The 23,608-nt window shown below is 55.1% G+C and carries 28 protein-coding genes and 2 pseudogenes; 7 read left to right on the top strand and 23 right to left on the bottom strand.

What is annotated here, in order from left to right; all coding sequences use genetic code 11:
• Nucleotides 1-15: 15 nt before the first annotated feature.
• The 3 genes from U6037_RS11295 to U6037_RS11285 form a co-directional block, all read right to left on the bottom strand.
• On the bottom strand, nt 16-1,032 hold the full coding sequence (locus U6037_RS11295; RefSeq protein ID WP_322846797.1) for an ABC transporter substrate-binding protein: 1,017 nt from the start codon (nt 1,030-1,032) through the stop codon (nt 16-18).
• 127 nt (nt 1,033-1,159) lie between these two features.
• A complete protein-coding gene (locus U6037_RS11290) occupies nt 1,160-1,357 on the bottom strand; it encodes a hypothetical protein (protein ID WP_242206337.1) in 198 nt (65 codons plus the stop codon).
• Nucleotides 1,354-1,803, bottom strand: a complete 450-nt coding sequence (locus U6037_RS11285; RefSeq protein ID WP_174245057.1) for a hypothetical protein — start codon at nt 1,801-1,803, stop codon at nt 1,354-1,356. The genes U6037_RS11290 and U6037_RS11285 overlap by 4 nt, the downstream gene beginning before the upstream one ends.
• Between U6037_RS11285 and U6037_RS11280 the strand changes: the two genes are divergently transcribed.
• The 3 genes from U6037_RS11280 (at nt 1,798) to U6037_RS11270 (ending at nt 2,758) form a co-directional block, all read left to right on the top strand.
• Complete coding sequence (locus tag U6037_RS11280) at nt 1,798-2,121, top strand: hypothetical protein (RefSeq protein WP_322846796.1); 324 nt, start codon at nt 1,798-1,800, stop codon at nt 2,119-2,121. The two genes, U6037_RS11285 and U6037_RS11280, sit on opposite strands and share 6 nt — an antisense overlap.
• 102 nt (nt 2,122-2,223) lie before the next feature.
• Nucleotides 2,224-2,475 carry a hypothetical protein gene (locus U6037_RS11275; RefSeq protein ID WP_322846795.1) on the top strand — a complete coding sequence of 84 codons (252 nt, stop codon included), beginning with the start codon at nt 2,224-2,226 and terminating at the stop codon, nt 2,473-2,475.
• Nucleotides 2,476-2,521: 46 nt separating this feature from the next.
• Entirely contained in the window at nt 2,522-2,758 is a 237-nt protein-coding gene (locus U6037_RS11270) for a DUF2789 family protein (RefSeq protein ID WP_007910733.1), read from the top strand.
• A 7-nt stretch (nt 2,759-2,765) separates the two neighbouring features.
• Here the strand turns inward: U6037_RS11270 and U6037_RS11265 are convergent, their stop codons facing one another.
• The 3 genes from U6037_RS11265 to U6037_RS11255 form a co-directional block, all read right to left on the bottom strand.
• Nucleotides 2,766-2,969: a hypothetical protein gene (locus U6037_RS11265; protein ID WP_223026144.1), complete on the bottom strand. Its 204-nt coding sequence runs from the start codon at nt 2,967-2,969 to the stop codon at nt 2,766-2,768.
• A 113-nt stretch (nt 2,970-3,082) separates the two neighbouring features.
• Nucleotides 3,083-4,306, bottom strand: coding sequence for a methyl-accepting chemotaxis protein (locus tag U6037_RS11260; RefSeq protein WP_416221719.1), 1,224 nt, complete (start codon nt 4,304-4,306; stop codon nt 3,083-3,085).
• Nucleotides 4,307-4,916: 610 nt separating this feature from the next.
• Nucleotides 4,917-5,321, bottom strand: coding sequence for a TraR/DksA family transcriptional regulator (locus U6037_RS11255; RefSeq protein WP_008084239.1), 405 nt, complete (start codon nt 5,319-5,321; stop codon nt 4,917-4,919).
• A gap of 401 nt (nt 5,322-5,722) precedes the next feature.
• Between U6037_RS11255 and U6037_RS11250 the strand changes: the two genes are divergently transcribed.
• Nucleotides 5,723-6,631, top strand: coding sequence for a MurR/RpiR family transcriptional regulator (locus tag U6037_RS11250; RefSeq protein ID WP_322846793.1), 909 nt, complete (start codon nt 5,723-5,725; stop codon nt 6,629-6,631).
• A gap of 56 nt (nt 6,632-6,687) precedes the next feature.
• Here U6037_RS11250 and U6037_RS11245 read toward each other — a convergent pair whose 3' ends face one another.
• Entirely contained in the window at nt 6,688-7,914 is a 1,227-nt protein-coding gene (locus U6037_RS11245; RefSeq protein WP_322846792.1) for a hypothetical protein, read from the bottom strand.
• A 367-nt stretch (nt 7,915-8,281) separates the two neighbouring features.
• Between U6037_RS11245 and U6037_RS11240 the strand changes: the two genes are divergently transcribed.
• The 3 genes from U6037_RS11240 to U6037_RS11230 all read left to right on the top strand — a co-directional run bounded on the left by U6037_RS11240 (nt 8,282) and on the right by U6037_RS11230 (nt 12,227).
• On the top strand, nt 8,282-8,887 hold the full coding sequence (locus U6037_RS11240) for a glutathione S-transferase (protein WP_016982987.1): 606 nt from the start codon (nt 8,282-8,284) through the stop codon (nt 8,885-8,887).
• A 2-nt stretch (nt 8,888-8,889) separates the two neighbouring features.
• Nucleotides 8,890-10,008, top strand: a complete 1,119-nt coding sequence (locus U6037_RS11235; protein WP_322846791.1) for a DNA alkylation repair protein — start codon at nt 8,890-8,892, stop codon at nt 10,006-10,008.
• Between the two features lie 173 nt (nt 10,009-10,181).
• Nucleotides 10,182-12,227, top strand: coding sequence for a P-loop ATPase, Sll1717 family (locus U6037_RS11230; protein ID WP_150751992.1), 2,046 nt, complete (start codon nt 10,182-10,184; stop codon nt 12,225-12,227).
• A gap of 48 nt (nt 12,228-12,275) precedes the next feature.
• Here the strand turns inward: U6037_RS11230 and U6037_RS11225 are convergent, their stop codons facing one another.
• The 16 genes and pseudogenes from U6037_RS11225 to U6037_RS11150 form a co-directional block, all read right to left on the bottom strand.
• Nucleotides 12,276-12,932: a DUF2931 family protein gene (locus tag U6037_RS11225; protein ID WP_322846790.1), complete on the bottom strand. Its 657-nt coding sequence runs from the start codon at nt 12,930-12,932 to the stop codon at nt 12,276-12,278.
• An 11-nt stretch (nt 12,933-12,943) separates the two neighbouring features.
• Nucleotides 12,944-13,600: pseudogene (locus U6037_RS11220) on the bottom strand (DUF2931 family protein).
• A 10-nt stretch (nt 13,601-13,610) separates the two neighbouring features.
• A pseudogene (locus U6037_RS11215) lies at nt 13,611-14,266 on the bottom strand (DUF2931 family protein).
• A gap of 31 nt (nt 14,267-14,297) precedes the next feature.
• Nucleotides 14,298-14,954 (bottom strand): DUF2931 family protein, encoded by a 657-nt coding sequence (locus tag U6037_RS11210; protein ID WP_322846789.1) that lies wholly within the window; start codon nt 14,952-14,954, stop codon nt 14,298-14,300.
• Nucleotides 14,955-14,965: 11 nt separating this feature from the next.
• The gene (locus U6037_RS11205; RefSeq protein WP_322846788.1) at nt 14,966-15,622 is read right to left on the bottom strand and encodes a DUF2931 family protein; all 657 of its coding nucleotides are present in this window, start codon (nt 15,620-15,622) and stop codon (nt 14,966-14,968) included.
• 11 nt (nt 15,623-15,633) lie between these two features.
• On the bottom strand, nt 15,634-16,290 hold the full coding sequence (locus tag U6037_RS11200; RefSeq protein ID WP_322846787.1) for a DUF2931 family protein: 657 nt from the start codon (nt 16,288-16,290) through the stop codon (nt 15,634-15,636).
• On the bottom strand, nt 16,290-17,831 hold the full coding sequence (locus U6037_RS11195) for a DUF2235 domain-containing protein (protein WP_322846786.1): 1,542 nt from the start codon (nt 17,829-17,831) through the stop codon (nt 16,290-16,292). Before U6037_RS11195 ends, U6037_RS11200 begins: the two co-directional genes overlap by 1 nt.
• Nucleotides 17,832-17,967: 136 nt before the next feature.
• The gene (locus U6037_RS11190; protein WP_016982978.1) at nt 17,968-18,330 is read right to left on the bottom strand and encodes a DUF6124 family protein; all 363 of its coding nucleotides are present in this window, start codon (nt 18,328-18,330) and stop codon (nt 17,968-17,970) included.
• 646 nt (nt 18,331-18,976) lie between these two features.
• Entirely contained in the window at nt 18,977-19,456 is a 480-nt protein-coding gene (locus tag U6037_RS11185; protein WP_322846785.1) for a GNAT family protein, read from the bottom strand.
• A 13-nt stretch (nt 19,457-19,469) separates the two neighbouring features.
• Nucleotides 19,470-19,682 (bottom strand): DUF4287 domain-containing protein, encoded by a 213-nt coding sequence (locus U6037_RS11180; RefSeq protein ID WP_322846784.1) that lies wholly within the window; start codon nt 19,680-19,682, stop codon nt 19,470-19,472.
• On the bottom strand, nt 19,679-20,422 hold the full coding sequence (locus tag U6037_RS11175; protein WP_322846783.1) for a hypothetical protein: 744 nt from the start codon (nt 20,420-20,422) through the stop codon (nt 19,679-19,681). Before U6037_RS11175 ends, U6037_RS11180 begins: the two co-directional genes overlap by 4 nt.
• A gap of 104 nt (nt 20,423-20,526) precedes the next feature.
• Complete coding sequence (gene arsH, locus U6037_RS11170; RefSeq protein ID WP_322846782.1) at nt 20,527-21,225, bottom strand: arsenical resistance protein ArsH; 699 nt, start codon at nt 21,223-21,225, stop codon at nt 20,527-20,529.
• A gap of 12 nt (nt 21,226-21,237) precedes the next feature.
• Nucleotides 21,238-21,708, bottom strand: coding sequence for an arsenate reductase ArsC (locus U6037_RS11165; protein WP_322846781.1), 471 nt, complete (start codon nt 21,706-21,708; stop codon nt 21,238-21,240).
• A 15-nt stretch (nt 21,709-21,723) separates the two neighbouring features.
• Nucleotides 21,724-22,071, bottom strand: coding sequence for a metalloregulator ArsR/SmtB family transcription factor (locus tag U6037_RS11160; RefSeq protein ID WP_322846780.1), 348 nt, complete (start codon nt 22,069-22,071; stop codon nt 21,724-21,726).
• Between the two features lie 53 nt (nt 22,072-22,124).
• Nucleotides 22,125-22,595 (bottom strand): GNAT family N-acetyltransferase, encoded by a 471-nt coding sequence (locus U6037_RS11155; RefSeq protein WP_322846779.1) that lies wholly within the window; start codon nt 22,593-22,595, stop codon nt 22,125-22,127.
• Between the two features lie 75 nt (nt 22,596-22,670).
• A complete protein-coding gene (locus U6037_RS11150; protein ID WP_273915080.1) occupies nt 22,671-23,576 on the bottom strand; it encodes a LysR family transcriptional regulator in 906 nt (301 codons plus the stop codon).
• Nucleotides 23,577-23,608: the final 32 nt, after the last annotated feature.

Below are 23,608 nucleotides of genomic sequence, written 5' to 3'. Positions count from 1 at the left end.
ATCAGCCTCAACCCTTTACTTCAAATCAGCCGAAACTTTCTCCGCCACATCCTTCGGCAACCACGCCTGCCACACATCCGGGTGCGCCTTCATGAATGCCACCGCCGCCTCCCGTGGCGCCGTGTGCTTCTCGCTCATGTCCGCCAACGCCTTGTTCAACGGTTCGATCGGAAAATCCACTTTGCTGAAGAATTCGGCAATCTGCGGATACTGCTTTTGAAACGGCGTAGAGACGCCAATCGACAGCTTCGAGGCCAGCGACCGCGTCGGTTTCGGATTGGGGTTATCAGCATCAGTCAGCGTCTTCCACGCTTCAGCATCAAACGGTGGCTCTTCCAGTTGCACCAGTTTGAACTTGCCGAGCAACGGCGTCGGCGACCAGTAGTAAAACAGCACCGGTTTGCCGCGACGAATCGAAGAACTGATCTCGGCGTCCAGCGCCGCTCCCGATCCACTGCGGAAATTGGTGTAATCGTCCTGCAGACCATAAGCCGTCAACTTCTGCTTGTTGACCACCTCCGACGTCCAGCCGATCGGGCTGTTGAGGAATCGCCCCTTGCTCGGGTTTTCCGCATCCTTGAACACATCCTTGTACTTCTTGAGATCACTGACACTGCGCAGGTCCGGCGCCAGAGGCTTGATGCCTTTGGCCGGGTCGCCCTTGATCACATACTCCGGCACCCACCAGCCCTCGGTAGCGCCCTTGACCGTATCACCCAGGCTGACAACTTTGCCTTCGGCCTCGGCCTTGACCCATACCGGACTGCGCCCGGCCCATTCTTCGCCAATGACCTGGATGTCATTGTTGGCCAGTGCGGTTTCCAGAGTGATCGTGGTACCGGGCAACGTATCGGTCGGCAGTCCGTAACCCTTCTCGACGATGATCCGCAGTACATCGGTAATCAGACTGCCGCTTTCCCAGTTCAGGTCGGCGAAATGGATCGGCGCCTGGGCAGCGGTCACCGATTGCGCTGATGTCAGCAAACCGAACGTGGCCACGCTGGCGGCCAGTAACCGTCGAAATCCGTTCATGCATTGCACCTCGTGCTGTTCACAGCAATGGCAGGATGGCCTGACAGAAGACCGCAAGCCTCTGAATACTCAGTCAACTGACTGTAGCCGAGGTTCCTGCTTTTTCCGGGCCATGCCCCGGACGAGGTTATGAATCAGATTTTTCCTGCAAGCTTTGCAGCTCACGTCTGACCATGCTGGCGTATTCCGCGGGACGTAACTGGTAGATCTGCGCAGCCACCCAGTTCAGCCAGGCGCCCTGCAATTCGGCCTTGGCGGTAAACAAACGCCGGGCCTCCTCGCGTGCAGTGTCGAGGTTTTGCGAATGAAAATCCGCGCGGCTCACTCGCTGGCCTTGAACGTCACCAGTTCGCCCTTGCGCCACTTGGCGGCTTTGGCGGTAACGGCTTTGAGGGTCTTGGTCAGGCCTTCCTGCAATTGCTGGTTGGCCGCAAACACGGTCACCACGCTGTGGCCTTCCTTGAACAGGATCGCGTGCCCGTCGGCGGTGTCGACAAAGGCGTAATCGCCCAGTCCATAGACCGTCAGTTTGATTTCGCGGAAACGGATATCCATCTTGCCACCTTCACGGCTGGGCAAGACCGATGCACTGAAATGATCGCCGACCTTAAGCTTGAGCCCTGGTTTGTCATCGACCACCAAGGCACTTTCGGTGTCGATCTCGGCCACGTAAATACCTTCGGCGTTCTGCTCGGTGATGTAAACAAAACGCGACTGGAACAGCTTGACCAGCTTTGCACGCAAATCACCCAACACGAACAAAGCATGCATATCGAGATTACTGACTGCCAAAGAAACATCCCCACATCTGAAAAAAACCGCACACGGAAAACGCGCACGGCAAAAAACGGCCAGGCCGATGTCACTGCAAATAAATCAATAAAGCCCGAATCGAGCGGAGCGCTCAATCAACGCGAGGTTGGTAAGACTACTGGATTGTCACTCGCGAAACTCATCCCGATGTCGCCAAAGCTTGAAGGAAAAATCCTCACCGTCGGCAAGAGCAGTCTGACTACGAACTTTAGGGAAAATTCTCACGAAAAAAAGCACTTTTCCGACATATCGCTGGCGAAAAATTGCTTTAGATAAGCCCTGTCGTCAACAGGTACTGGCGATTCTAGAGCAGCGATGCTCATTCCGACTACCCGAAACGGCCTGTAAATATCGGCCAACTGATGAAAAGGACTTCATATGTGCACTCGGACTCACTTTGCCATGACCACAGACGCCCGTATCGAATCGCCGCTGATCCTGCATGTCAGCGCCATCAACGAGCACTGGCCACGCTTTCAAGTCGTACCGGCCGGCAATGCCTTCTTCCACATCAAGGAAACATCAACCGGGCGCGTAAGAGGTTTCCGTGAAGATCACAACGAAGCGTGCGCCCTCGCCCGCTCACTTGAATCGAAGATCGAACTCCTGGCGAACGGCTGCCTCAGATAAAGAGAGACCCACCGCGCCGTACCGGCGCCCACCGAAGGAGTACACGATGGAACTGCCAGCATACGATCTGAAAACCCTGTTCGATCAACTGGGACTACCTTCCGAAGGTAACGCAATCGACGATTTCATCGAGGCGCATCCACTGGACGCCAACACCAAATTGATCGACGCTGACTTCTGGTCACCGCAACAGGCGCAATTGCTAAAGGAATGGTTACGGGCGGACGGCGAAGAAGCGGTCATGGTCGATGAACTGAATGTGCGCCTGCACCGAGGCAAGTAATCCCGGATCAGTGAAGGCTGTCACATGGCTCGGCGTGCAACTGCGCGAGCCACGCAGCCTTGCATTCCTCGGCCTCGTCGCGACTGGCAAACGCCGTGCCGCGACGCTCGCCATTGAGCAACACCACCCAGCAGACGCTGCGGCCCATTGCGCGCAAACCGGCAGGCACGCCACTGCCGATCATCACGGCGACATCAACTCTGCACTGCATGCAGCCCTCCCGAAATCATTAGCAACCTAACTAAGTGGTCAGATTAATGGTTTCTTTCGAGCGGAAACAGCAAGCTCTGTGCACAGATTTATTGCACCGAGAGCAACAATCGCTCAGCGCGTTTTTTCCGGCTTATAGCCCAAACGCAATCCACCCCAGTGCCGGCCCTTGATCATGATCGGCACCGACAGGTCATGCATCAACTCACCAGTGTCGCGGGTGTAGGTCTGCAACAACACCGGTTGCTGATGACTGCCACAACGAATACCGGTGCGGTCGGCAAACTTGCGTTTGGTGCGATTGTTCACCGCGTCGACCTGCGCATCACCGGTCAACGGTTGACTGAACAGCTGATTGTGCGTTGGCACATAACCTTGTTGCGTACAGGCAATGGCGAACACCAACCCCTCGTGACGCGGCAACAACGGCTCCTGAATCGCCGGCAGCACCTGATCGGTGTAACGGTCGAAACGGGTTTGAAATTTCGCCGGTTGGGTATTCGGGATCGGCTGGTATTGGCGGTCGAACAGGTCTTCGAGGCTGATCCGCCCCTGCTCGACATCCGCCTCGAAACGCGCGGCAATCTGGCTCGCGCCTTCGCGGGCCAGATCGTAGATGCGCTGGTGATAGTCATCCAGCCCGACCTCGGCCAGACGCTCGCTGATGGTTTCCGCCTGCCCTTCCATCTGCACGGCGGCTTCAGCGAGGCGGCGGGTCTGTTGATCGCTGATCGCCAGGTCGCTGCGCATTTGCTCGATCGCCTTGAACAGGCTGTCGAGTTGTTCGCGATTGGTTTCTGCACCTTGGGCAATTTCACCGACCTGACTTTCCACCCCGGCTGCCAATCGCGCAATGTTCTCCAGATGCTGCCCGGTGTGCTCGACCTGCGCGACACCCGTTTGCAGATCGCTGGACAACTCACGGATCTGCTCAACCACCTGCGCCGTGCGCTGTTGAATGTCAGCGACCATCTCACCGACTTCACCGGTTGCCGACGCCGTACGCGCCGCCAACCCACGAACCTCGTCCGCCACCACGGCGAAACCGCGACCATGCTCACCGGCCCGCGCCGCTTCGATCGCCGCGTTCAACGCGAGCAGATTGGTCTGGCTGGCAATCGACTGAATCACCAGGGTCACGCGCTGAATATCATCGCTGCGCAGACTCAAGGCTTCGATCAGTTCACGGCTGGCATTGGCGCGCTGACTGAGCTGATGCATGCGCGCGATCGAATCCACCAGTTCCGTACGCCCCGCCGCGCTGCTGTGATGCGCCTGACTGGCCGCCTCAAGCGCTGCACGGCTGAGCTGCGAAGTCGCATGTTCGGTGGCGATCATCACCTCGGCGTTGCTGACAATTTGCGCCGCCGCATCGAGTTGCGATTCGAGTTTGCTCGCCAGTTCCTTGACCGAAAACGCCACACCCGCCGCAGACAAGGCGTTATGACTGGTGGTGTAGGAAAGGTCGCGGGTCAATTCGGACATGGCGCTGCCACTGTCGGCAGGCGGGGTATCGGGGATGGCGCGGGAGCGCAGGCGCGGCAGCCAGACAATCAGCACGGCCAGCGGCATGCCAATGTACAGCGACCATCCACCCAACGTCATGCCGGCCAACAACAGCATCAGGGCGATGCTTTGCAGGGTCGGAGCGATCCAGCGGTTTTTCGGCAACAGCACTGGTGCAGGCAAAGCCCCAACCAGAGATCCATCTCTCGTCATATCAACACCCCACGCTTGTTCTCATTGTTGTGACTGCATTAAACGCCACTACAACGCCATTATCCATGGTCCGTTAGTCGTGGGGTCTGTGGCAGGTCAATGGAACGGCTCGGGATTATTAAAGACGAGCAAAAACAAAGATCGCAGCCTTCAGCAACGCCCGTGTGGGAGCTGCCGAAGGCTGCGATCTTTTCAAGGCGTCCCCTATCGAAAGGGTCACCTCACAGAATCAGGCCTGACGCTGGTGCTTGTCGATCTGCTCGTGACGCTCTTGAGCTTCGATGCAGTACTTGGTGGTCGGGCTGATCAGCAGGCGTTTCAGGCCAATGGCCTCGCCGCTGTCATCGCACCAGCCAAAACTGTCTTCCTTGATGCGCTCAAGGGCTTGTTCCAGTTGCGGCAACATACGCTGGTCGCGATCGATCGCGTTCACCAGCCAAGTGCGCTCTTCTTCAACCGAAGCCGCGTCCGCCGGGTCAGCCGGGGTGTCCAGGCTTTCGATGGCGATACGGTTTTGCTCAATGCGCTCGTGGGTTTCGACTTTCATGTTCTGCAACAGCTCAGTGAAGAAAGCGTGCTGCTCGGAATTCATGTAGTCATCTGCCGGCATGGCCAGCAACTTGTCCTTTGTCATTGATATCTCTATAAAAAAACGTGCATTAAGGCGAATTAGGGAGCGTTTCGGCGAACCGCGTGCGGTCGGCGAAAAGGCATCGTTTATTGCAAATGCCACCCGGCACTCAATTTACGAGGGGCGGCAGTCTAAGGCCCGAATGAGGCCTCAGCAACTGTAAATACAGGGAATTTGTCCGACAACGTACGGAAACTGCTCTGACACAGCGTTTACACGGCCATCGGAGTGCGTTTATAGCAAGAAATTCAGTCGAGCGGCTGTATATAGAAGACAAACGGCTAACCACGCAGCGCTCAGAAGCAATTTTTTACCACGCACTGCATCGTTTCAGCAAAGCAGACCTGCAAAAGCCCCCCTACTATCAGGCCCACCGTGTGATCAAACAGCCTGAAGGATGACCTATGCCCCGCCCCGATCTGCCGGCCACCGACGAGGTTTCACTCGCCAGCCCCCCGATCAATGCCGAGCGCCTGCTGCAACTGATCACCGACGAATACGACGCCCTGCCGCGCCAGCTCAAACGCATCGCCAGCTACATCAGCCAGCAGAGCGACCGGATCATGGTCGACCGCATCAGCGACATCGCCCGCGAGTGCGAAGTCCACCCGTCCGCCATCGTGCGCTTCTCGCAACGCTTCGGTTTTAGCGGCTTCAGCGAAATGCAGGCCTTGTTCCGCAGCGCCTACACGCACAAAGCCTCGCCGGTGCAAAACTACCACCAACGCATCCGCAGCATGATCGCCAACCAGTCGCAGCAAGTCAGCGCCGGCGACCTCGCCCGCGAATGCATCGACGCCACCCGCTCCGGCATCGAACGCCTGGGCCGTGAACTCGACGACGCCGCGTTCGAAAAAGCCGTCGACCTCATCGTCAACGCCGACAACATTTATGTCGTCGGCGTGCGCCGCTCTTTCGCCGTCGCCGACTACCTCGTTTACAACTTGCAACACACTCAGAAAAAAATTCATCTGGTGTCCGGGCTAGGCGGCAGTTATCGAGAGCAAATGCGCAGCGTGCGCGCGAACGATCTGGTCATCGCCATCAGCTTCGTGCCCTACGCCAAAGAAACCCAACACTGCCTGCGCTTCGCCCGACAGCAACATGCCAACACCCTGATCCTCACCGACAGCCACCTCTCGCCACTGGCGAAACTCGCGAACAGCGTATTGCTGGTCAACGAAGGCAGCGCCCTTGCCTTTCGTTCGTTGAGTGCGACGTTGTGTTTGTGTCAGGCGCTGTTTGTGGCGGTGGCGTATCGGCTTGAGCTGAATGTTGATGAGATTCACGAACAGGCCGGCTTCGACGACTGACAACCCAATACAGCGACGACCTGCCCGAACAGATCGACGCTGTGATTTGCTGCCACCTACTCGAGATTGACCTTGATGATCTGTTTCAACGGAAAGGTATCAATATTCGCCGCTTCGACGACTTTGCGATCGTTGATTAACGTGTCGATATCAATGTTGATGCCCGAATAACCGATAGCCACCGGTGTATCGAAAACTTGACGCAACGTCAGACTCGTCGCGGAGGACTTCACCACTGAACCGGTCACACCCGGCATCGCAGGCGTTACGGACTCCACCCGTTTACGGATATCGGCGTTGACCTGCGCCAGTTCCGCCTCTTTCTGTTTAACAAGCGCCTGATTGGTCGCCGGCACGACGGCCGCTGGCTTGTCGGCAGCCGCCTTGGTATCGCCTGCCTTGGCCACTGCGGACTTCCCGTCTCCCGCGCCATCCCCTTTGGCAGTTGGCTTTAGCGCGCGAAGCTGGTTCTCAATAGCCGTTTTGCGCTCATCCAGATCTGTCAGTGCCCGTGTAACCGCAGACAATTGCGCACCGTTGCTTTCGGTCGAGGAAACCACCACATCCAACGAGCGCGCCAGATAAACCTGGGTTACCAGTACAAGCACAGACGTCGTGTCATTCTTGTCGTTGACCTTCGCATCGTTTTTCAGCGAAACCACCGCATTTGTCAGCTTGTTGCGTTGAGCGTCGGTGTAATTGCTTAAATATTTGTCGGCTGCAAGATGGGCATCGCTATAAAGCACCCCATATGTTTCCGCCAATGGCACCGAGTACGCCACCGAATATCCCGACTTGCGCGCGCCCCCAAAAAATGCGCCGATCGCGCTATTACTGACCCCTAGCCCGATATCACTCTCAGCCAGTGAGGCAAAGGTGAAGCCGGGAAAGGCCACCAATGCATTCATTTTCACGTTGGTGTTCGGTACAAAAAGGTCCGGAACACTGGTCGCCGTCACAAGTCCGGACTTGTCCACCGGAGTTTTCTGCGCGGTGATATAAGGCGCGGCCTTCTTCAGTTCCTCATCCAGCCTCATCCGATCAAACCAGACCGAACTCATGTAGTAATCAGCGGTTTTCATTTTGTTACCGGCCTTCGCGGCCCTTACCACATAAAAATCGCCTACTTCAAAGTTGCCACGCGGCGGAAATATCGGTTTGAAGTTCAACTGCTCCGTATTGGCCGACCACTGCTGCACGACCGCCCCGCGTTCCGGGCGGCTACTGCAAGCGACCAACCCAATACACAACGCACAAATCGTCAAACGATGAAAATTGTTCATGACATGCCCCTCGGACCCTTTTATGTGACCGACGGCGCGCACTCTTACCGCGCGCACGGCAGTGCCTCATCGCTCTAGGGTTGATGGACTGCAAGGGAGTAATACAAACGAGTACTGAATCAGAGGGCCTGAGCTCGCTTAACTGTTCCATCCCTGGTCGGTGCTGGCAATTTGACTATAGATCCACACAAGCAACCAACAAGCTCATGAAAGCCTTTATTTATGGGTGTTTCGCACGTGTTACAGATTTCGCTTCAGTTCCGATACAGACGTTGCGTACGCGCAGGGACAGTAGTCAATCGACAACCTTTCCAGCTACATTCGGCATCCATCGACGATTGCAGGCAGTCACGCCAAGGAATTGCACATGAAACTGATCGGCATGCTGGACTCTCCTTACGTACGCCGCGTGGCGATCTCCGCCAAACGCTTGGGGATCGACCTCGAACACGAGTCAGTCTCGGTGTTCCGCCACTTCGAGCAATTCCAGCAGATCAACCCGGTGGTCAAAGCCCCCACACTGATCCTCGACGACGGCGTGGTCCTGATGGACTCGACGCTCATCCTCGACTACCTCGAAGCCAGTTCCGGCAAAAGCCTGCTGCCGACCGACCTGAAACAACGCGCCCACGCCCTGCGCCTGATCGGCCTCAGCCTCGCCGCCTGCGAAAAAGCCGTGCAGCTCTATTACGAACGCAACCTGCGCCCGGCCGACATTCAATACCAGCCGTGGGTCGAACGCGTCGAAGGCCAACTCGCCGCCGCGTTCACCGCCCTCGAGCAAGAACTGGAAAAAACCGGCCTGCCCACCGACGGCACCCTCACCCAGGCCGGCATCAGCCTCGCCGTCGCCTGGAGCTTCACCGACCTCGTCGTCCCCGACCAGATCGACACCCGCCGCTACCCCCACATCGCCCAATACACCGCCTACGCCGAAACCCTCGAAGCGTTCGTCAGCACCCCGATGACCTGATCATGAGCACCACCGAAACCGCCGCCCCGGCGTTAAAGGAAATCTTCAACGCCGAGCGCTTGCAACACATCGCCCGCGAAATGAGCGCCGTGTACCCGGCATTCAAGGCCAAGGCATTTCTCAAAAATGCCCAGGACGGACTCGCCGAATTATCAGTGATGCAACGTATGGCGCGTGTCAGCGAAAGCTTGCATGCCGTGTTGCCGCTGGATTACCAAGATTCCCTCGATGTATTGCGTGAACTCGCGCCAAGGCTGAACAGCGGATTCGTCAGCATGTGCCTGCCGCACTACGTCGCAAGCTACGGCGGACACGCGTTCGATACCTCCATGGATGCGCTGAAACACTTCACCACCTTCGGCTCCTCCGAATTCGCCATCCGCCATTTTCTGCGCAGCAACCTCGAGCGCTCGTTAGAACTGATGCACGACTGGACCCGCGACGAAAACCACCACGTTCGACGCCTCGCCAGCGAAGGCAGCCGCCCTCGCCTGCCTTGGTCGTTTCGGTTGGACGCGGTGCAGGCGGATCCGCAGTTGGCCGCCGGGATACTGGATCGGTTGAAGGCGGATGAGAGTTTGTACGTGCGCAAGTCCGTGGCGAATCATTTGAATGATGTGACGAAGGTGCATCCGGAGTGGGTGCTGGACACGATTGAGGGTTGGCCGCTGGAGAACAAGCACACGGCCTGGATTGCCAAGCATGCGTTGCGGAGTTTGATCAAGCAGGGGGATTTGCGCGCGCTGACGGTGATTGGTGCCGGGGCGAAGGCTGAGGTTGAGTTGTTGGATGTGCGGGTTGAGCCGGCGGTGGTTAGGTTGGGGGAAGCGATTACGTTGTCGTTTGTGGTGAAGTCGACGGTGGCGCATGAGCAGCGGTTGGTGATTGATTATGCGATTGACTATGTGAAGGCGAATGGCGGGGTTTCGAGGAAGGTTTTTAAGTTGAAGACGGTGGGGTTGGCGGGGTTTGAGAGTGTGGTTGTGGGGAGGCGGCAGGTGATTAAGGATTTTACGACGCGGAAGCATTTTGAGGGGCGGCATGGGGTTCGGGTTATGGTTAATGGGGAGGTGTTGGCTACTACCGCTTTCAACATCCCGGAAGGTTCAAACTCCAATTGAAAATAGTGGCAGGATTAAAAAGTGGTTTGAGCAAGCCAAATTCAGCTAAAAAATACATCAAATAAGAAGTTTGAGTTTTAGTGGTTCATTTGACGCCTGCAGAATCGAAGCTAGCCTTGTGATGGCTCCTTAATAGCAACAATGCATTCGTGAGCACAAGGAGGGTATCAGTGATGGCGAAAATTCAGCTTCCTAAGGACGCATTGCAGCGTATTAAACTCGGCCAAGCATTCGCTGAATACGATATTATCCGCAATGACCATGAGTTATTTGTCACTACACCTGCGACGCTCTCCGCATTAAACCATGATAGCTCGAATTGTTTTTTTGTCGGGCGCAGGGGCGCCGGTAAAACTGCAATCACCTTTGAAGTCGAACGCCGTTTCGCTCGGACAATCAATATTGTCCCCCAAATATTCGACTTACTCACACTACCGTTAGACCATGAACAATTTCTTGACACTAGACAACGCCCATTTAAGTCACTAATGCACTCAATGGAGAGGGCCCTGATCGACGAAGTTATCAAGACTTGGGTGGCAGAGGGCAGCATGAACTTTGAGAAGACCTCTGACACTATAAGGCGAGAAAGAAGCCTAATTGAGGACTGTGACTTTGATCAGCGCGTACTGAATCTCACCGAGGAGATATTCGACGCTTACACTAAAGACAATGATAAATTATGGTTAAGACAAATCAGCAGAAGCAAAAACCTAATTTCAGAAATCAATCAAATATCCACTACAACCCCGCTAAACTACGTACTATTAATAGATCGACTGGATGAATCATGGGATGGCTCGAACAGTGCAATTATATGCTTGATGGCATTAATGCACGCAACAGTTAGATTAATCGCCTCTACCAAACACGTAAAACCCTATGTTTTCATCAGAGAGAACATATATGATCGCATACGTTCTCTTGATAACGAATTTTCTCGCCTCGAAACGTCAGTGGTTTTTTTAGATTGGTCCTCTGAGAAGCTGACTGAGCTTGTTGAGCGCCGACTTGTGAAACCATTTACTACTAAACCAAAACTGGGCGGCGAGGCTTGGGAGTGTTTTTTTGATCCTGAGGGTTTAAAAACAAGCTCTTCATCCGTCATGAGCTTATGTCAAAATCGCCCTCGTGACATTCTGATGCTAACTAGCTACGCCATCGACTCAGCTATTAATCATGGGAATCTTACCGTTAAAGATGCCGACATGGCTGTTGCATCTAAGCGATATAGCACTAGTCGTTTAAAAGACCTTGGAGACGAATACGCAGAAAACTTCCCAAACATCAGTCTTATATTAGAGTATTTCTTTGGGCTAGGTAATGAATACACTCTTGTGGCGATTGAAGATTTTATACAAAAATTGCTTGTAACGGAATCAATCAACAAATACTGCAATGCATGGTTTTACGATCATACAACTCCTTTTCGCTTTGTCGAGGTGCTATATGGCATCGGTTTTTTGGGAATCAGAAGAAAAAAAGAGGTTGAGTACAAAGAATCAGGGAAGGACTCTAACGCCAAACCTTCTTTCGACAACAGTTCTACGTTCTTTATTCATCCAACGTATCACGAAGCACTAAACCTTCAACCCTTACTACTCAAAGACCTAAAAGACGAAACCCAACTGAAGAATGAGGGAATCCTTGAGGATTTGCCCGATGCATTTAATCGGGACGAATACAAGGGAGCACTTCAGGAAACACTCGAAAACCTCAGGACCCTCCCGAAAGGTCATTCGGGTGCAAAGGAGTTTGAGGAGATTGTTGGAAACATTATTAAACTTTGCTTTTTTCGATCACTCACAAACGTTCAACCTCGTGAGAGAGACATAGAAGGTACGATTATAAGGGATTGGGTAGCGTCAAATCGTGCTCCTGATGGGTTCTGGGAAGTCATTAGAAACAAATACGGATCTACGCAGATAGTTTGGGAGTGCAAAAACTACGACACTTTGAAGGCAGACGACTTCCATCAATTAAACTACTACCTAAACGACACGTTCGGAAGATTCGGAATTATCGCATTTAGAGGAGAGGAAATCAGGGCGAACTATTATCGCCACATATCAAACATCGTAAACCGAAATAAGTCCGGCATCGTAATTGTATTAACACAAAAGGACCTAGAGGTTTTCCTTCGCCAAGCAATAAAAGGCGCATTTAAAGAGTCGCACTTACAAGACAAATACGACCAGACAATAAGGCAAATATCGTGAAGGCTCGGGGACAGCTCACCATCAAAAACTGACGTCCCCTTTTTCGTATTACCAACTGCCATACGGAATCCCGTATCTATCGATATAGCGCTTAGCCTTTTCACTCACTGGATAGGCATAACGCCCACCGTGCTTCCCCTGCTCTGGGCCTAGTGGTTCAAGTTCACCTTGAGAATGAGCGACTTGGATCGTGCGATGGCATGAATCTCTGACCCACGCTTGTAATACGCCACCTGGAGCTAGCCCCACGTACAGCGAGGCCATATATCGCGCAGCTCTTTCTGGAGTTTCCGGGCAACGATGGTGCGTTGAGTCCACCATCAATTGCCTGGCTGATTCTGGGATTTCAATGAATCCCTTGTAGGTCTTTTGCTCTGATATGGACTGCCAACGGACGAAGATGAGTTTGGGAAGATCGGCACCGGTTAGCGGAATACCAGAGCCACTGACAGTGCCCCACCCACGGGCGGACTCTGTGCCATCTTCTGGTTCACCTCCAGCAGCAGTTCTCCCGCCCGCCTTGAAAAACGTCCTGTTTTTGATGTCCAGAACTGTGCTGTCTTCTACCCAAACCTTCATGTAAGCCGGTTCAGTGAAGGCTAGTCCCCACCATTCGGATCGCGGATCGTTCTCGGCTGAAAGTGGGTCGGTAGCTTGGCATCCAGCTACCAGTAAACTACTCAACATTAATATGATTTGCTTCATTGGCGGACGGGTTACCAACTCTCGTAAGGGATGCCGAATTTCTCGATATACCGCTTGGACTTTTCGCTGACGGGATACGCGTAGCGTCCTTGGTTTTTGCCTTGACTAGGCCCTAGCATTTCGATTTCCGCCTGTGCTCTGCCGACTTTGACAGGATGGTGGCATGAGTTCCTGACCCAGACTTGCACGACACCACCGGGCGCCAGGCCCAAGTGGATAGACGCGTTATAACGCCCCTTTTATTCAGGTGTTTTTGCGCAGCGCTGGTTGACGGACTCAAGCATGAGTTGTCTGGCTTCTTCTGGAATATCGATCCAGACCTTATACGTTTGCGGTTCAGCAATGGATTGCCAACGGACATAGATCCGTTTGGGAAAATCAGCACCAACAACAGCTTTTCCTGTGCTTCCCACGCCATGCCAACCACGGGCAGAGTCTGTGCCGTCTTCCTGTTGGCCACCTGAGGCGGATCCTCCACCAGTGCGCAAGAACGTCTCGCCCTTGATGTCTTCCACTGCAGTGTGCTCTACCCAAACCTTCATGTAATTATGCTCGGTGAACGGGAGTTCCCACCATGGAGACCTAGGATCATTTTTTGTGGAAAGCGGATCAGTTGACTGGCAACCGGTAATTAACAAAGCAACAAGCATCGTTATCAGTTGTTTCATTGGATGACGATTACCAACTCCCATAGGGAATGCCGTACCTGTCGATATACCGCTTCACCTTCTCACTGACGGGATAAGCATATTGACCACCATTCTTACCCAACTCGGGCCCCAGCGGCTCCAACTCAGCCTGAGCACGAGCGACTTTAACTGGGCGCCGGCATAAATCTCTTACCCACACTTGCACCACACCACCCGGGGCGAGTCCCAAATAGACGGAGGCCATGAAGCGTGCGGTTTTCTCGGGAGTTTCCGGGCAGCGCTGATGGGTAGACGTCAGCATCACTTGTCTGGCTTCTTCAGGGATATCTACCCAAGCCCGGTAAGTTTTTTGCTCCGGTATCGATTGCCAGCGGACAAAAATCCGCTTAGGTAGTCCTGCACCAATCACCGGCTTGCCTGTACCTCCAACACCAATCCAACCGCGCGCAGATTCTATGTCGTCATTTGGCTCTGCACCGCTAGCATTCCCTCCTCCGGCTCGCAAAAAGGTTCTACCTTCAAGTCTTCCACAGAGCTGTCTTCAACCCACACGTTCATGAAATTGGGTTTGATAAACGCCAGTTCCCACCAAGGGTACTTAGGATCGTTTTCACCAGAGTTGGAGCTTGTGACGTGACAACCGGTGAAGATCAAAACGGCCAAGAGGGTTACGAGCATTTTCATTGCCAAGCGCTCAACTATTCAATTCCCGCGACTACCAACTTCCGTACGGAATGCCGAATTTTTCGATGTAACGTTTGGACTTTTCGCTAACGGAGTACGCGTAACGCCCTTGGTTCTTGCCTTGACTAGGCCCTAGCGGCTCGATCTCCGCCTGTGCTCTGGCGACCTTGACAGGGCGATTGCACTCGTCCCGAACAAAAACCTGCACAACGCCGCCTGGAGCCAATCCCAGATAAATAGATGCGCTATAGCTGGCCTGCTGCTCCGGTGTTTCCGGGCACCGCTGACTGACCGATTGCACCATCAGTTGCCTCGCCTCTTCAGGCACATCCAACCAAACCTTATAGGTTTGCGGCTCGACAATGGATTGCCAGCGCACGAAAATGCGCTTGGGCAAGTCAGCGCCAATCACTGGTTTCGCAGCCGCGCCTACCGCATGCCAACCGCGCGCGGGCTCTTTGCCATTTTCTGGTCCTCCACCAGCGGCCGTCCCTCCTCCTGTGCGCGTGAATAGCTTGCCGTTTATGTCTTCGACGGCACTGTCCTCAACCCAAACCTTCATGTAATAAGGTTCGGTGAACGCAAGCTCCCACGATTCGGACTTCGGGTCGTTTTTCCCGGATAGAGGAGAGGCAGACTGGCAACCGCTCAGGAACAACACACATACCGCCACGATGCATTGCTTCATTGGTTTATCGCTTACCAACTACCGTAAGGAATACCGAATTTCTCGATATACCGCTTGGACTTTTCACTGACGGGATAAGCATATCGCCCTTGGGTTTTCCCCTGACTCGGCCCCAACGGATCGATTTCGGCCTGCGCTTTCGCCACTTCGACCGGATGGTGACATGAGTCTCTTACCCAAACCTGGATGGCCCCGCCGGGAGCTAAACCCAAATAGACCGAAGATATATAGGTAGCTGTCTGGTCTGGAGTTTTCGCGCAGCGTTGATTCACCGATGTCAGCATCAGTTGCCTTGCCTCTTCGGGTATATCCACCCAGGCTCGATAGGTCTGAGGTTCTACAATGGACTGCCAGCGAACGAAGATCCGTTTCGGGAGATCAGCACCCACTACTGCTTTCGCGGAACTGCCCACACCGTGCCAACCTCGCGCCGACTCTGTTCCATCTTCTGGCTGCCCACCCGATGCGGATCCCTTTCCCGTACGAAGAAACGTCTTTCCTTTGATGTCTTCGACGGAAGTATCTTCAACCCACACCTTCATGTAGTCAGGTTCGGTGAAGCCTAGCTCCCACCAAGGAGATTTGGGGTCGTTTTTGGCTGATAGTGGATCAGCGACCTGGCATCCCGTGACTAGCAAGATGCAAAGCATCGTAATGAGTTGCTTCATTGGCTGACGGGTTACCAACTCCCATAAGGTATGCCGTACTTTTCGACGTACAACTTAGCCTTCTCACTCACTGGATAAGCATAACGACCACCGTTTTTTCCTTGCTGCGCACCTAGCGGCTCAACCTCGCCTTGGCCTCGAGCGACCTTGATAGGATTTCGGCATGAGTCTTTTACCCAAGCCTGTAGAACACCGCCAGGGGCAAGGCCTACGTAAAGAGACGCCATGAATCGAGCAGTTTTATCTGGGGTTTCCGGGCAGCGTTGATGTGTGGATGTCACCATCAACTGTCTGGCTTCTTCAGGAATATCAATAAATCCGCGATAGGTTTTCTGCTCTGTGATGGACTGCCAACGTACGGAAATGCGTTTTGGAAGGTCGGCCCCTGTTACCGGCATTCCCGATCCTGTCACAGCTCCCCAGCCACGTGCTGACTCGGTGCCAATGTCGGGCTCTCCTGAAGCGGCAGTGCTTTTGCCGGCTTTGGAAAATACCTTGTCGTTGATGTCCTGAACGGAGCTGTCCTCTACCCAAACTTTCATGTAGTTAGGCTCAACGAACACTAATTCCCACCATGGGTATTTTGGGTCGTTTCCGCCGGTTTCGGCTCCTCCGGACTGGCATCCCGACAACAGTAAAACGCCCAAGAGGGCAATCATTGATTTCATTACCAAAGCGTCCAGTCAGGTACATGGGGGTGTTGTACGCGAATCCCGTCTTCCGTGGGGGCATTGATATAAACGGCGTCGATGCCACTTCCATCTCTTCTTCCGAGGGGATGATTCCAGTTTGCGGAGGTATGAATGTACCTCAGTTTAAGAAGTGCCTCTTCCTCTGGAGTGGTTGTGTAATCACCGGCGACAAATCGATCGCATAGCGGTTGGAGCTCCTCGGGTACGGAATACTCACCATCATCGGGAATGTCGATGAAGCGGACACCTTTTTCTTTTGCCAATTCATACATTACTTTCAAATAAACCCTCGAAAGCTTGCCGCTAACTGCGCGTTTGAGTTGCAGAGCTGCGAACACGCGCTTCTGACCGGGGGAAAGCCTGTCTTGATTTTCACGTGGGAGTTCTACAGACGCGGGGGTGACAATTTCCAGCAAATGAGCAGGCCATCCCTTTGCAACCCATTCACTTTTTGCTCGTGCAGCATCACGGTAGATCGAGGTACTTGCGACGTCGGTAAAAGTAGATACCGCCAGGGTTTGCATGGGGCTCACCAGCACGCACTCTTCAACTTCGTCGAGATAGCTGCCGCCGATATCAGAGTGGACGCCGGGAAAGGTGAACTCCGGGTGAGCGGGCTTCACCCGGCTGAGCGCAAAGTTTGCGCGGCATTCATCACGAGCAACCAAGTGGACAACGTCCTTGAAATACTTCCGATCCAGATAGAGCTTCACACCGGGAGCGATAGGACTTTTCACTCGCCCAAAATTCGTGAAACCGGCGATCGAGGGTACGGTGTCGAAAAGCCCGATGAACCCCATGTTGATGCCGCTTCCGTATTGACTATCAAAGGTTCGGCTGAAGTCTCTGGCGCTGCCGTTTAGTAACGCCCCTAACGGTCCTTGCTTGCCCCTGACAACCTCGTTCGAAAAGTGCCGCGCTGCAGCGGCTCCGCGACTAAAGCCAAAAGTATCAAAAGTCAGAGAAGCAATTTCGCTGTTTGAATTTTCCTTCAATGCTTCTTCAATAATGTGGTTGATCTGCGTGAATGATGTTTGTACACGGCCGGCGACTCCTGTGTCACCGCGCCCCATACCGGAACCCAGCGCACTGTCTTTTTTATCGTTCTCTGTACCGATACCGTCGATGTAGATAGCACGCGAAACGCGCCTCAAAGAACCTTCACCCTCGTCTTCTTTGATCTCTTCATACAATGAAAACAATTTTTTTACGTTGGTAGGCCCGGCACCATAACTGCTGTCCGGATCCCTCATGTAAGGCTGACAGCTAGCAGGAATATCTTCCGGCGCAATCGGATGCTGCGCCCCACACAGCAATCCAGCCGCCGTGTTGTTCGCATTATTCCCAGTGCCATCAAAGAAAACCCCAATCCTCAACGCGATCCCGATTTTCTCAGGTTCGCGCGCAGGTTCTTTCCCGTGCTTCTCATATTCCGCCCAACGCTGGGCGTGAATATCGACGGGTTTGGCTTCTTCGTAACGAAAATTTTTCGGGGGGTTGGGTACGTAGCCACTCATCCGTGTTTCCTGGTTCTGATCCTTGAGAACGGCCCGAAGGTTGACAGCCGTGGCTGGGGGGCGCAAGCCGTGGCCGTGTGCCAGCCATGGTGTGACCACGGGGTTCGACGAGGGTTTCCCCTCGTCGGGGTGGGGGTTAGCTGGCGATTTCGACGTTATCCAGCGCTTGGTTGACGGCGATTTCGCCGAGCATCACGACTTGGGCGATGCCCAGTGCGGTTTTGCGGTGGGGGGTATCGAGCATGGCGGCGAAGTTGAGGAGCATTTCGCTGGCGGAGCCGAGGGTTTCGCTGGCGTTGGCGAGCAGGGATTCGCTGTTGTACTTCGGGTTGGCGAGGTACATGCGTTCGGGTTGTTGGGTGCTGGCCATGATTTGGCTGGCGGGTTTGAGGTAGTGGTCGAGGGCGCGTTCGGCGGCTTCGTGGAATCGCTTGGAGTCGGGGGATTCGTAGGGGGATGTTGGGTCGGTTTCGGGTGGGTTGGGTGTTGGTTTGATCATTGATGAAGCTCCTACGTCAAAAAAAGGAGCCATCACTCTCGCTACCAAACGAGGGTGGCGGCCATGCGCAGGTTGGTAGACCGGGACGTAGAAAACCGGCGCGCCCGAAGACGCCCTGTGCATGACCACCATAAAGCCGTGTCGAACAGACACTGCGAATCATGATGCTTATGCAATCTACGAAAACTCAGGGCTACCAAACCCGATCACTGTTTTTCAGCGACCGACAGACGATAGAACCCGCGACCTAGACGCACAAGCCGGCGGATTCTGGCTTAGTCGTAGGTAACGGCGCAAGGCGTTGTAGGGTTTCGGTGGTTACTTGAGGCTTCGTTTAAACAGTGGTGGCTTTTACTGTTTATTTCGGTCAGTGGTTGATGGGGTGACTGGGTGGGCGTCTTCGCGAGCAAGCTCGCTCCCACAGGGGGTTTGTGGTTGGCGCGAGACTCGCTGTGGCTGGGCTGGCGTTATCGCGAGCAGGCTCACTCCTACAGGGGATTGAGTCTGGCTTGGGATTTGGGGTGATTGGGCTGGCGTCTTCGCGAGCAGGCTCGCTCCCACAGGTTTTGTGTCGGACGGTGGGTTCGCGGCGGCCGGGCTGGCGTCTTCGCGGGCAGGCCCGGCTCCCACAGGGATTGGGGGATGGTTAGGGTCGGTGGCGTGTCATGTTGATCAGGGCGGAACGTTTGCCACCCGGTGCCGGGCGCTCTTCGATGGAGTACGGCACGAAGCCGAGTTTCGGGTAGAGCAGCAGGCCAGCGGTGTTTTCGTTGAAGCAGGACAGTTGCACTTCCTTGGCCTGGTACTTTTCGAAGCCGACGGCGGTCATGGTTTCGACAATGTACCGCGCAACACCCTGGCCTCGGGCGTAGGGCGCGACGATGACGTTGCCGATGCAGCAGATGCCATCGTGCTCAGCGCGGTAGAAATTGGCGAAGCCAACGAATTCGCCGTTGGCCAGAAAAGCCGTGGAGTCGAAGCGCTGGCTGATTGCGCTGTGCATCTGCTCCTCTGTCAGCGGGAAGTTGGCTTTCGGGAACATGAAGAACAGCTCTTGTTCGCCTTGGGGAAAGCTGCAGAGGGTGTTGACGTCGTCGGCCGTCACTGGCCGGTGGGAGAAATTCATCGCTGCCCTGCCCTCACTTTTTACCCGCCAGATGATGCGCAACCAAGGCGTTGGCATGACCGTGGCCCATGCCGTGTTCATCCTTGAGCCACGCCACCAGTTCCATGTGCTTCTTGTCGGTGATGCCGGCGAGCAGGCTCAGCCAGTGATCGATGGGCTGGCCGTACTTCTTTTCAATGGACGGGAAGTAGGAGGCTGGGCCTTTTACTTTGTTGTCTTCGCTCATACTGTTGGCTCCGTTTGCTTGCTCATCGATAAAACCGGCGGAGACTCCACCGGATTCAATTCTCGAACATCCTGAACCGCTTCTTCCAGATCATAGGCGGCCAGATCAACATAGCGTTTTATCCGCAGCCTTTGGTAGGGCGTGCTTTGAATGCCATCCCAGACAATCCAGTAAATAAACGACACCGCGGCGACCAGAATGAGGATGACAGCGCCCTTCCCTCCTATAAAAAATGACGTCGCTTTGATCAGTTCAGTGGACAGACCGATCATCAGAGCGAAGAGCGAAACGAAGACCAGATTTTGCGAAAGTGCAGGTTTGGCTGGCGCGACGGTCAGGTCTGAATACGCCGACAACTCTCGGAGTTTGGCGGCCGTGTAGCGTTCATCCTTCACGATCTGCAAAAAGAACGCGTAGCAAAGAATGTTCTCTTGCTCGCCCCAGGGTTGCTGGCCAATGGCATGTTCAGCGAACTGCACGGGATAAACCCTGCGAAGGGCATTGAGTCGAGTGAAGAACAGTCCACCCGCCCACACGGCAAGACAGACATAAGAAATCGGAACCAGTATCGGATACAGGATGCCCAGAGCGGATAAAGCAATGAGGGGCAACGTGGTCGCGGCGGCCGTCCACATCGGCCACAACCGGCGCGCATTCTTCCATGTGAACAGCAATTTGTTTGGCTGTCTGCGGCTGCGTTTGTACAGCGCCGTCAAATCTACCCATTCCTTGAATTTCATGACTAACACGTCCTTGAGTTTGCCCGTGACACGGTGATGTGCAGATATCCTATGTGAATCGGCCAGCATTTGCAGCCGGCCAAATCATGCTGCGAAAGTGCTACTTAGATCGAACGCTGGTTGACCCGCGCCATCAGTTGCTCGGCGCTTTCCTTGCGCTCGGAGTAGCGGTCGACCAGATGCGCCTGTTGATCGCGCAGCAGCACGGTGAACTTCACCAGTTCTTCCATCACATCAACCACGCGATCATAGAACGGCGAGGGTTTCATCCGCCCGTTATCGTCGAATTCCATATAGGCCTTCGGCACCGAGGATTGGTTGGGGATGGTGAACATGCGCATCCAGCGGCCCAACACGCGCAACTGGTTGACCACGTTGAACGACTGCGAACCGCCGCAGACTTGCATCACGGCCAGGGTTTTGCCCTGAGTCGGGCGAACGGCACCGAGCTCCAGCGGCACCCAGTCGATCTGTGCCTTGAACACGGCGGACATCGCGCCATGACGTTCGGGTGAGCACCAGACCTGCCCTTCCGACCACAGCACCAGATCGCGCAGTTCCTGCACTTTAGGATGGTCGACCGGAACGTCGTCGGGCAGCGGCAAACCGGACGGGTTGAAGATGCGCGTTTCGGCGCCGAAGTGTTCGAGCAGGCGCGCGGCCTCCTCTACCAGCAAACGGCTGAAGGAGCGTTCGCGGGTCGAGCCGTAGAGCAGCAGGATGCGTGGTTTGTGTTTATCCAAAGAAGAAGTCTGTAAGCCTTCGAAGAGCGAATGATCAAGATGGGGCAGTTGTTCTGACATGTGTCCTCCAGCTCAGAGCGAGCCGATACGATCCAGCTCACGCTGGAGTTCAGCGCGGTTGAGTGATTTGAATGGCAGGCCGAGAAAGGTCGCGCAGCGCCGCTCGATGATCGCCAGCGTGGCAGCAAATGCCGCGTCCACGGAGGCATCGTCGCCGATCACATCCGAGGGATCTGCCAGCCCCCAATGGGCTTTGAGCGCAGGGCCGAAGTACACCGGGCAGCTCTCACCGGCGGCCTTGTCGCAGACGGTGATGACAATGTCTGGCGGATTGTCTTCGAACGCGTCATTGCCCTTGCTATACAGACCATCGATGGCAATGCCGGCCTGTTGCAGCGTCGACAGGCTGCGCGGCAACACTTGGCCCTTGGGGAAACTTCCGGAACTCACGGCCTCGAATCCGGGGCGCGCCAGATGATTGAACATAGCTTCGGAGAGGATGCTGCGGCAGCTGTTGGCCGTGCACATAAACAGAATTCGCATGGTTTTCTTGCTTCCTCAGCAGTAGGCGGTTTCACGGACGGGACGACCGTCCATGTTCTGCAGGCGCGCGGCGTTGTCCTTGAGCCAATCGGCGTTGGCCTTTGACGTCACTTGCAGGATTTCGCGTACCCACGCAGGAAGATCAGGGTTGAGGCGGTAATAGACCCACTGGCCCTGACGGCGATCAAGCAGCAAGCCATTGCTGCGCAGTTGCGCGAGGTGGCGGCTGATTTTCGGTTGGCTGTCGCCGAGTGCGCACACCAGCTCGCAGACGCAGAGTTCACCTTGATCGGCGATGAGCAGCATGGCGCGGACGCGGGTTTCGTCGGCGAGGCTCTTGAAGACTTCGGTGGGGGTGATCATGGGACGGGCTCAATACATACGGAAATCCGAATATACGGATATCCATATGTAAATCAACCCGGCAAATACCCTCGACCAAAAAGCTCTGGGGGCGCAGCTGTCGTCACCAGTGCTTTCAACAACGTATGACGACTCCACGGGCCGCAGTACTCAGGCACGTGCGCGATCAATCGGTAGCCGCAGCGGGTGTACCAACGGGCGACGTCGTCATCCAGCGTTTCGATCAAGGCATCCACGCACGCCCTTTCAACGGCCAGCGCCTCAAGCTTGTGCAACGCCTGAGCACCCAGCCCGGTTCCGCGCCATTGCGCGTCGATCCACAGGTAATTGACAAACAGGCGCCTGAATTCGGTTCTGCCGGTAGCGCCGCCGATCAGTGTTCCCTCCTCCATCAGCGCGCAGGCGATGGCTTCCGCGTGCCCGCCGCGCGCCTCAGACAAGGCTCGGCCATGCCGTAAGACGCCGTTACTGATGGCCTTCAAGGTGTCCGCATTGATGTCGCTAACGCTAAGCCATTCCCTCATTGCTGCTCTCCATTGCCAAAGGCTTTGGAGCTATTCAAGCAAAAGCGGCGCCAACACCAGCACAGCCAAAGAGGATTAACGGTTGCCGGCCTGCGATCTGCCCAGCAGCAAGCCCTGCTCCGCCTCGCACAACCCCACCACATAATCCCAGACCACCCGCAGCCGCACCGACTTGTGCAACTCGCGCCGAGTACTGATCCAGTAACTACGCTCGATGCTTTCATCCGGCAGCAACGGCACCAGATCGGGATCCGACTCGGCCATGTAGCAAGGCAACACCGCAATGCCCAATCCCGACCGCGCCGCTTCCTGCTGAGCAATAACGCTGGTGCTATGGAACACCACCCGAGGGCTGCGGCAGAAGCTGTTGAGAAACATCAGTTCCTGGCTGAACAGCAAATCATCGACATAACCGATCCACGCATGCCGCCCCAGGTCTTCGCGGCTTTGCAGTGGCGGCGCCTTATCGAGATAGCGTTGGCTGGCGTACAACGCGAGTCGATAGTCGGTGAGTTTGCGCGTCACCAGCATGTCCGCCGCCGGGCGCTCCAGATGGATGCTGATTTCCGCTTCACGGTTAAGGATGCTGACAAAGCGCGGCACGGCGACCAGTTCCACTTCCAATCCCGGATAGCGTTCGAACAAGCCGATCATGCGGCTGGCGAGAAACTTGATGCCCAGTCCTTCGGTGACGCCGACACGAATCTTGCCCAGTGGCGCGGTGGATTGGGTGATCTCTTCCTGCGCCAGCAGCGCAACGTTTTCCATCGCTTCAGCGTGCTTGAGCAACGCCTCCCCCGCCGGGGTCATTTCGTAGCCTTGGGCGTGCTGGACAAACAGCGCAGTGCCGAGGCTTTTTTCGATGGCTTCGATATGGCGGGCGACGGTGGCGTGGGTGGTGTTGAGACGGCGAGCGGCGGTGAGCAGTCGGCCGCTGCGTTGCAGTTCGAGAAAAAACCGCAGGTCGTTCCAGTCGAACATGGCGTGTCCTTGTCGGCTATGGTCTATGCAGG

This window comes from Pseudomonas sp. B33.4 (genome assembly GCF_034555375.1).
Classification (GTDB): domain Bacteria; phylum Pseudomonadota; class Gammaproteobacteria; order Pseudomonadales; family Pseudomonadaceae; genus Aquipseudomonas.
Note: the sequence above shows the minus strand (reverse complement) of the source record. Positions and strands in the feature narration are given on the sequence as shown.